This is a genomic window from Streptosporangium sp. NPDC049046 (assembly GCF_040649155.1).
Lineage (GTDB): Bacteria > Actinomycetota > Actinomycetes > Streptosporangiales > Streptosporangiaceae > Streptosporangium.
The window spans coordinates 64,380-72,975 of sequence record NZ_JBEZEZ010000039.1 but is presented as its reverse complement, the minus strand read 5'-3'; the positions used below and the strand labels follow the sequence as shown (position 1 = coordinate 72,975).

Genomic DNA, 8,596 nt, shown 5'->3' with positions numbered 1-8,596 from the left:
ACCTGCTTCTCCTCGTATCTGGGCGGGCGAGATGGATCCAATCCGATCCGATCCGATCCGCTCCGGTTGGGTTAGCATTCCTCGGCCCGGCCCGCCCGTCAAGCCTTTGCCGCCATTCCGTCCGCGTCCTGGGCCTCGTCGAACAATCGCCGGAACCGTTCGCCGGACAGCAGGATGTGCCGACGCATGGCGTAGGCGGCGGCGTCGGGATCACGCGCGGCGATCGCGGCCAGAACCTCTTCGTGCTCGGCCATGGCCAGGTGAGTGACCTGGGTGTCGTGCAGAAGCCGGAACAGGTGCACGTGTGTGTGCAGGCGGGCGAGCGCTTCGCGGATGACCTGGTTCTCCGCGCTCAGGGCGATGAGATCGTGAAAAGCGGCGTCGCGTAGCCCGAAGGCGCCATAGGCCATGGCCCCGTCGCCCCCCTCCAACTCCGCCATCTCCTCCAGCATTCGTCGCATACCGTCCACCTGCTTCGAGGATGCGCGTTCGGCGGACCTGCGCGCCGCCGCCGGCTCGAGGAGCAGGCGGACCTCAACCATGTCCTCGAATCGGTCACGGGTGATCTGGGGGGGAATGCGATAGCCGGCGTGGGGCACACGCACGACCAGGCCCTCGGCCTCCATGCGGTTCAGAGCGTCTCGGATCGGCGTCTGCGAGACCCCGAGCTCTCGGGCCAGGGCATCGATCGTGACGCGGGAGCCAGGCTCGATCCGTAGCGACATCAGCTGTCCGAGCAGCGTGTCGTACACCTCGTCGGCAAGCCGGCCGCGAGATCTTCCCGGCGGCGTTCCGCCTCTCGTGGCCCCACGGCGCCGCGCGATCACCGCTTCGTCGTCCATCGTGACGTGAGGTCCTTTCTTGCGCCTTCGGGAACCTGTTGACATCGGTCGCAACGCTACGGGATATTGACGCCCCCACCCGGATCGTATAGGAAAGGTGACGGATGCCAGCCATCCTTCACCAATCGGGGAACCGCCCGCCATCGCTCCGCTTCGATCAGTTGGAGCTCCCATGAGCATGCTCGACGTCCTACTCGATTCGCCATCGGGCCCACAAGGACCGAAGGACCTCTCGACTGCCTGAAGCCCATCACGTCGCGGCGTACTCGTGACGCCGGTCCGCGGGTCAGCCCCTGCGACAGCCGGCAACAGGCCCGAACAACCCAGCAACTGCTCGGCGAAGCACACAGCAGGGCTCCAGAAGTTCCCACCCCCCAGAAAGCAGGCAAGAGGATGCGGTATCCCAAGCGGATAGGACGACTGTCCGTTCCCACTCGAAAGGTGCAGCTGGCGACGATGGCCATGGTGATGGCCGCGACCATGGCGGCTTGCGGTGGCCAGGACGACGGCGCGGCGAGCGCCCCCAAGGCGCCGGCGGACATCCCGGAGCTCACCAAGGACCCGCTGACCCTCAGCTTCATCTGGTTCGAGTGGCCCCCCGCCAAAGCTCTGGAAGACTTCGCGAACGCGGAGTACACCAAGGAGCGGTCGAACGTGACCATCAAGGTCAACACCGTGCCGAACGCGAACTGGCACGACGCGATGTTCACCCAGTTCGCAGCGAACAAGACCGACTTCGACATCCCGATCCTGGACTCGCAGCACATCGGTGAGGCCGTGACGAACGGCAACATCCTCGACATCACCGACTTCGTCAAGAAGAACATCGACGTCAGCGCCTACAACCCGTACCTCCTGGCGGCCTACGGCCAGTACCCCCAGGCGGAGACCGGGCAGCGCGACGAGAACGCCAGCCTGTACGGCCTGCCGCTGCTCGGCGACACCTGGACGATGATCTACCGCAAGGACCTGATCGGCGACAAGCCGCCGCAGACCTGGGACGAGATGATCGCAGCCGCCGAGAAGTGCCAGACGGACAACCCCGGCGTCAGCGGGCTGGCCTTCCACCAGGCCAACGGCTCCGACGCCGCGGCCGTGACCTACAACACGGTCAACGGCGTCTACGGCGGCAAACTCTGGGACTCCAAGGCGCGCAAGATCGAGGGCGTCATCAACGACGCCGCAGGCCAGGAGGCGATGGACGTCCTGGTCAACAAGATGAAGCCGCTGACCGCCGCGGGCTCCGGCAACTGGTTCATCGACGAGGTGAACGCGGCGGTCGCCCAGGGCAAGGCATGCATCGCGTTCAACTGGATCGCCGCGAGCGGCGGCCTGCTCGACCCGAAGGAGTCGACGCTCGGCACCACGCGGGAGGAGATCCTCGAGAAGCTGGGCTTTGCCACCCTGCCGAAGCAGAAGACGGACCTGGTGCCGCTCGGCGGCATGGGGATGCACGTGTCGGCCTACTCCTCCGCGGAGAAGCAGGCGGAGGCCCTGAACTTCATGAAGTGGTTCGAGCAGGCTGACATCCAGAAGAAGTGGGCGGCCGCCGGTGGTGTGCCCGCGCGTACGGACGCCCTGGCCTCGCCCGAGTTCCTCAATGCCGGGCCGTTCAACCAGGTGTACGCCGACTCGGTCACCCGGATGCGGGACATGTGGAACGTACCCGAGTACGCGCGCCTCATCGACATCGAGAACACCAACGTGAACGCGGCTCTCAACGGCGCGAAGAACCCGAAGGACGCGCTCAACGACATCGCCAAGGAACAGCAGGGCGTGCTCGACTCCGCCGGCCGCAAGGGTGGCGGCGGACTGTGAGTGACCCCGTCTCTCTGACGACGGACCACCCGGTGCAGGAGGCGTCCGTGACGCCTCCTGCACCGGGGCGGTCCCGCCACCTGAGCGACCGCTGGCTCACGGTGGCCTTCATCTCCCCCGCGTTGCTGTTGTTGCTCGCGATGTCGGTTTTCCCGCTGCTGTGGGCGTTGTACCTGTCGTTCACCGACTACTCGGCCACCCGCGGGGGGGCCGCCACCTTCGTCTGGTTCGAGAACTTCACCGCCATCCTGACTTCGGCGCAGGTCCACCTGAGGGCCTTCACGACGTTGATCTACGTGGTCGGCGCGGTCACCCTGCAGACCGTGCTCGGTTTCTCCATCGCCTACCTGATCTCACGGCGCACGCACGGGCGAGGAGTGCTGACCACGCTGTTCCTGGTTCCGATGATGCTGTCGCCGGTCGTGGTCGGGCTGTTCTGGCGATTCATGCTCGACGCGCAGTTCGGCGTGATCAACAGCATGCTCGGCTCGCTCGGCCTGGGGCAGGTGGAGTGGCTCACCCGGCAGAACACGGCGTTGATCTCCCTGATCGTGGTCGACACCTGGCAGTGGACGCCGTTCATCATGCTCATCGCACTCGCGGGCCTCACCGCGGTCCCCAAGTACCTGTACGAGGCCGCCTCGATCGACCGGGCGTCCGAGTGGTTCCGGTTCCGCACCATCACTCTTCCGCTGGTGTGGCCGCTGCTCCTCATCGCCGTGCTGTTCAGGGCCATCGAGGCCTTCCGGCTGTTCGACCTCGTCTACATCCTCACCAGCGGAGGTCCGGGAGTCTCCACCGAGACGTTGTCGTTCCACGTCTACAAGGTCGCGTTCCTGGGCTTCAACACCGGAACCGCCTCGGCGTACGGAATCCTCATGGTCCTCGTCGTCATCGTCCTCGCGCAGCTCTACATGCGCTACCTGAACAAGCTCAAGGAGGACTGATGGCCGTCTCCGTCGACGAGGCCGTGTCCCCAGGTCCTGTGCAGGATCACCGGCCCCCAGGGCGCCGCTTCGGCGGCCGGGGACGCGCCGTGCTGGAGGTCGCGCTGCTGGCCGTGCTGGCCACCGTGATGCTCTTCCCGGTGCTGTGGATGATCGAGACGTCCATCAAGGAGAACCGGGACGTCTACGCCATCCCGGCCAAGTTCTTCAACTTCACGGTCACGTTGGACCATTTCAAGGACGTGTTCGTCGCCTCCGGTGGCGGTCCCTCGACCTTGTCCGGCGCGTTCCTCAACTCCGTCGTGGTCGCCGGGGTCTCCACGGTGCTGGCCACCGTGCTGGGGGTCCCGGCGGCCTGGGCCTACTCACGCTTCGCCGTGAAGGCCAAGAAGGACCAGCTGTTCTTCATCCTGTCCACCCGGTTCATGCCGCCCGTGGTGGTCGTGATCCCGATCTTCCTCATGTACCGCCAAGTCGGACTCTTCGACACCAAGCTCGGCCTGATCCTCATCTACACCGCGTTCAACGTCCCGTTCACGATCTGGATGATGAAGGGGTTCGTCGACGAGGTGCCCGCGGAGTACGAGGATGCCGCCATGCTCGACGGTTACACCCGCCTGCAGGCGTTCTGGAAATTCACCCTTCCCCTGCTCCTGCCCGGCATCGCCGCGACGGCGGTCTTCGCCCTCATCTTCTCGTGGAACGAGTTCGTGTTCGCCATCTTCCTCACCTCCAGCGACGCCGTGCGGACGGCCCCGCCCGCCATCGCCGGCCTCATCGGCGGAACCACTGTGGACTGGGGTCTCGTGGCCGCCGCCTCCATAGTGTTCGCCCTACCGGTGCTCGTCTTCGCCTACCTGGTGCGCAAGCACCTCGTCGCCGGTGTGACGCTCGGGGCGGTGCGACGCTGATGGCGGGCATCGAGGTGACCGCGCTGCACAAGCGCTACCCGGACGGGACGGTCGCGGTCGAGCATGTGGACCTGTCCATCGCCGACGGCGAGCTGTTCGTGATGCTCGGCCCTTCGGGCTGCGGCAAGACGACCACGCTGCGGGCCATAGCCGGCCTGGAGAGGCAGACGACGGGCGACATCCGCATCGGCGACACGCTGGTCAACGACCTGCCGCCCGCCGAGCGCGACATCGCCATGGTGTTCCAGTTCTACGCTCTCTACCCGCATCTGAGAACCCGCGACAACCTGGCGTTCCCCCTGCGGGCCGAGGGACTGCCCAAGCAGGAGGTGCAGGAGCGGGTCGACGAGGCCGCCCGGCTGATGCGGCTCGGTTCGCTCATGGACCGGCGACCGCACCGGCTGTCGGGCGGGGAGCAGCAGCGCGTCGCGCTCGCTCGCGCCCTGGTGCGACGACCGCGCGCGTTCCTCATGGACGAACCCCTCACCAACCTGGACGCGGAGCTGAGGGCGGACATGCGCACGGAGATCAAGCATCTCCAAGGGGAGTTGGGGACGACGATGGTCTACGTCACCCACGACCAGGTCGAGGCGATGTCGCTCGGTCACAGAATCGCCATCCTCAACAAGGGCCGCGTCGAGCAGGTCGGCACGCCGCTGGAGGTCTACGACCGTCCGGCGAGTCTCTTCTGCGCCGCGTTCATCGGCTCCCCGCCGATGAACCTGATCGAGGTGGAGCTGGCCGACGGGCAACTGCGCAGTAAGAGCGGACTGGCCCTCACGCCACCGCCGAACCTGCCGCGCGACCGTTCCCTGATCGCGGGCGTCCGGCCGGAGGCGCTGGAAGTCACGGAACCGGGGGCGGAACGTTCGGTCCCGGCCCGCGTGGTCTCGGCGGAGTGGCTGGGCGACGAGATCATCTACGTGGTCGACCACGGCGACCGGCGCGACGCACGGGTTCGAATGCCACTGACCGTCCGTTTCGCCGCCGACGCGCCGGTCGGGCTGCGGCACACCGGCGGGCCCCCGCCCGTCTACGACGCGAGCACGGAAGAGCTGGTGGCCTGATGGGAACCGTGGCAGTGCACGGGCTGTCCAAGTCCTTCGGTAAAGTCCAGGCCCTCGACGGGGTGACGCTGGACGTGCCGGACGGCTCGTTCTTCGTCGTGCTGGGGCCCTCCGGGGCAGGCAAGACGACGACCCTGCGAGCGATCGCCGGCCTTGAGAAGCTCGACGCCGGGTCGGTGCACCTGGACGGGAGGGACGCGACCGGTGACACCCCGGCCGCACGCGACCTGGCCATGGTCTTCCAGAGCTACGCCCTCTACCCGCGACTCACGGCGTACGAGAACATCGCCTCACCACTGCGGGCACGCCGCTGCTCTTCCAGCGAGATCGCCGCCGCCGTCGAGAAGATGTCGAGTCTGCTGCACATCGAACGCCTGCTGCAGCGTCGTCCCGCGCAGATGTCGGGCGGTGAGATGCAGCGTGTCGCCCTGGCCCGGGCACTGGTCCGTCGCCCGCGCGCGTTCCTCATGGACGAGCCGCTGACCAACCTCGACCTCAAGCTCCGCGTCGAGATGCGCACCGAGCTCACCCGTATCCACCGGAGCCTCGGGGGAACCTTCGTCTACGTGACCAACGACCAGGTCGAGGCCCTGTCCATGGCCGACCAGGTCGCGGTCCTCAAGGAGGGGAAGGTGCAACAGGTCGGAACGCCGGCCGAGGTGTACGAGCGTCCGGCCAACCAGTGGGTCGCGGGCTTCGTCGGGAGCCCGGCGATCAGCCTGCTCGCCTGCCACGCCGAGGGAGATCGTCTGGTCGGGGCGGAAGGCTGGACGCTGCCGCGGCCCCGCTGGACCACGGCCGAGGACGGTCGTCCGCTGCTGCTGGGCCTGCGCGCGGAGGACCTGTCCGTCGAGCAGCGTGGGAGCGCGTCGTTGCCGGGTGAGCTCTACGGCCTTGAGCCGCTCGGTGACCGGACGGTGGTCGACGTCCGGGTGGGGACGGAGATGCTCAAGATCAAGGCACGACCCACCGTCACCGGTACGCCGGGCGAGCGGCTGCTTGTCACGGTCGACCTGGACCGTGCGCACCTGTTCGACGCGGACACCGGGCTGGCGCTGTCCGAGGCCGGGAGGTAACCGCGCGGGGCGACGACGTCGACATGCGCCCCTACGAGGCGATCAAGCCTCGGCGGACCGTCACCGGTGAGCACGGCCTGACGACGCCGAAGCAGCCATGGCCCGAGAAGGCGATCGGCGGCGCGGGGTGTCGCCCCGCGGCCAGGGCCGAGGCCACGTTCGACCCGCTCGGCGACCTCGACCCCGACGAGGTCGTGTGACCCGTTCGTCAACGCGCGTGGCGCGACCGCGGAGGTCACGCCGGACATCACCAAGCACATCACAGGAGGCGACGCGATGAGTGACCCGATGAACGTCCTGGCCCCCGAGCACCGGCGGCTCCGGATCGGCGACGCCTGGCGCGACGCCGCCGGCGGAGCCACCTTCGCCGTCGAGGACCCGGCCACCGGCAAGACCATCGCCGAGGTGGCGGACGCCGACGTCGTGGACGGGCTCGCCGCTCTGGACGCGGCGAGCAAGGCGATGGCGGAGTGGGCGGCGACCCCGCCGCGAAAACGGTCGGAGTTGCTGACCGCGACGTACCGGGCACTGACCGAGCGATCCGAGGAGGTCGCCCGGCTGATAACGCTCGAGATGGGCAAGCCGCTCGCCGAGGCTCGCGGAGAGGTGGCCTACGGCGCCGAGTTCTTCCGTTGGTTCGCCGAGGAGGCGGTGCGCGTCGAGGGACGCTACAACACCGCTCCCGCCGGTGGATATCGCATCCTCACCGTACCGAAGCCGGTCGGACCGTGCGTCTTCGTGACGCCCTGGAACTTTCCGCTGGCCATGGGTGCCCGCAAGATCGCTCCTGCGCTGGCGGCGGGCTGCACGACGATCACCAAGCCGGCAGCCCAGACGCCACTCACCATGCTGTTCCTGGCCCGCATCATGGAGGAGGTCGGCGTTCCCCCGGGCGTCGTCAACGTCGTGACGACAAAGCGTTCCGGCAAGGTGGTCTCGGCACTGCTGGCCGACCGCCGGACCCGCAAGCTTTCGTTCACCGGGTCGACCGAGGTCGGGCGCGTGCTGCTCCGACAGGCGGCGGACAACGTGCTGCGCACCTCCATGGAACTGGGCGGCAACGCGGCCTTGATCGTGTGTGCCGACGCGGACCTGGACGTCGCGCTCGACGGTGCCATGGTGGCCAAGATGCGCAACATCGGGGAGTCCTGCATCGCGGCCAACCGGATCTACGTCGAGGAGCCGGTGCGCGAGGAGTTCACGGCGCGCTTCGCCGAGCGGATGGCCGCGCTCTCGGTGGGCCACGGTCTCGACGACGGCGTGAACGTCGGGGCGCTGATCGACGAGCCCTCGGTCACCAAGATCGACGAGCTCGTCGCCGACGCGGTCGATCGCGGCGCCCGTGTCCTGGTGGGCGGCGAGCGTCCGGAGGGGCCGGGCCACTTCTACCCGCCTACGGTCCTCGTCGACGTGCCCGAAGACGCGCAGATACTGGAGGCGGAAATCTTCGGCCCGGTGGCGCCGATCATCTCGTTCACGTCCGACGACGAGGTGATGGCGAAGGCCAACGACACCGAGCACGGCCTGGCCGGATACGTCTTCACCCGTGACCTCCAGCGGGCGCTCCGGTTCGCCGAAGGGCTGGAGACGGGGATGATCGGCATCAACCGTGGCCTGATCTCGGACCCGTCGGCTCCGTTCGGAGGCGTGAAGCAGTCCGGGATCGGCAAGGAGGGGTCGCACGAGGGCATCTTCGAGTACCTCGACGTCACCTACGCCGCGATCGACCTACCGTGACCGGCCTGCGGCTCCGGGTGCCCACCGAGGATCACCGCATCGCGATGGACCCGAGGGCGCCCGGGCACGACCGGATCCGGGAGTCCGGCACGCGCCTGCGCCACCCGGCAGCCAACCCTGCCGACGCCGTCCCGGTCTCGCAGGTGACCTGGACGTCCGCCCAGCAAATCACCGCCGACGTTCCAGAGAGGCACTGAC

General features: G+C 67.9%; 9 protein-coding genes. 8 read left to right on the top strand and 1 reads right to left on the bottom strand.

Annotated elements, in window-relative coordinates:
* Nucleotides 1–98 precede the first annotated feature (98 nt).
* The gene (locus tag AB0B96_RS36345; protein WP_362906234.1) at nt 99–842 is read right to left on the bottom strand and encodes a GntR family transcriptional regulator; all 744 of its coding nucleotides are present in this window, start codon (nt 840–842) and stop codon (nt 99–101) included.
* Nucleotides 843–1,283: 441 nt separating this feature from the next.
* On the opposite strand from AB0B96_RS36345, the gene AB0B96_RS36340 reads away from it, so the two are divergent.
* The 8 genes from AB0B96_RS36340 (at nt 1,284) to AB0B96_RS36305 (ending at nt 8,595) form a co-directional block, all read left to right on the top strand.
* Complete coding sequence (locus AB0B96_RS36340) at nt 1,284–2,660, top strand: extracellular solute-binding protein (RefSeq protein ID WP_362906232.1); 1,377 nt, start codon at nt 1,284–1,286, stop codon at nt 2,658–2,660.
* Between the two features lie 47 nt (nt 2,661–2,707).
* Complete coding sequence (locus AB0B96_RS36335) at nt 2,708–3,607, top strand: sugar ABC transporter permease (protein ID WP_350949953.1); 900 nt, start codon at nt 2,708–2,710, stop codon at nt 3,605–3,607.
* The gene (locus tag AB0B96_RS36330; RefSeq protein WP_350949952.1) at nt 3,607–4,518 is read left to right on the top strand and encodes a carbohydrate ABC transporter permease; all 912 of its coding nucleotides are present in this window, start codon (nt 3,607–3,609) and stop codon (nt 4,516–4,518) included. The genes AB0B96_RS36335 and AB0B96_RS36330 overlap by 1 nt, the downstream gene beginning before the upstream one ends.
* Complete coding sequence (locus tag AB0B96_RS36325) at nt 4,518–5,585, top strand: ABC transporter ATP-binding protein (RefSeq protein WP_362906229.1); 1,068 nt, start codon at nt 4,518–4,520, stop codon at nt 5,583–5,585. The genes AB0B96_RS36330 and AB0B96_RS36325 overlap by 1 nt, the downstream gene beginning before the upstream one ends.
* Nucleotides 5,585–6,661 carry an ABC transporter ATP-binding protein gene (locus AB0B96_RS36320; protein ID WP_362906227.1) on the top strand — a complete coding sequence of 359 codons (1,077 nt, stop codon included), beginning with the start codon at nt 5,585–5,587 and terminating at the stop codon, nt 6,659–6,661. The genes AB0B96_RS36325 and AB0B96_RS36320 overlap by 1 nt, the downstream gene beginning before the upstream one ends.
* 23 nt (nt 6,662–6,684) lie before the next feature.
* Nucleotides 6,685–6,861, top strand: coding sequence for a hypothetical protein (locus AB0B96_RS36315; RefSeq protein WP_362906225.1), 177 nt, complete (start codon nt 6,685–6,687; stop codon nt 6,859–6,861).
* Nucleotides 6,862–6,937: 76 nt separating this feature from the next.
* Nucleotides 6,938–8,398: an NAD-dependent succinate-semialdehyde dehydrogenase gene (locus AB0B96_RS36310; protein ID WP_362906223.1), complete on the top strand. Its 1,461-nt coding sequence runs from the start codon at nt 6,938–6,940 to the stop codon at nt 8,396–8,398.
* On the top strand, nt 8,395–8,595 hold the full coding sequence (locus AB0B96_RS36305) for a hypothetical protein (protein ID WP_362906221.1): 201 nt from the start codon (nt 8,395–8,397) through the stop codon (nt 8,593–8,595). Before AB0B96_RS36310 ends, AB0B96_RS36305 begins: the two co-directional genes overlap by 4 nt.
* The last annotated feature ends 1 nt before the right edge of the window (nt 8,596 follow it).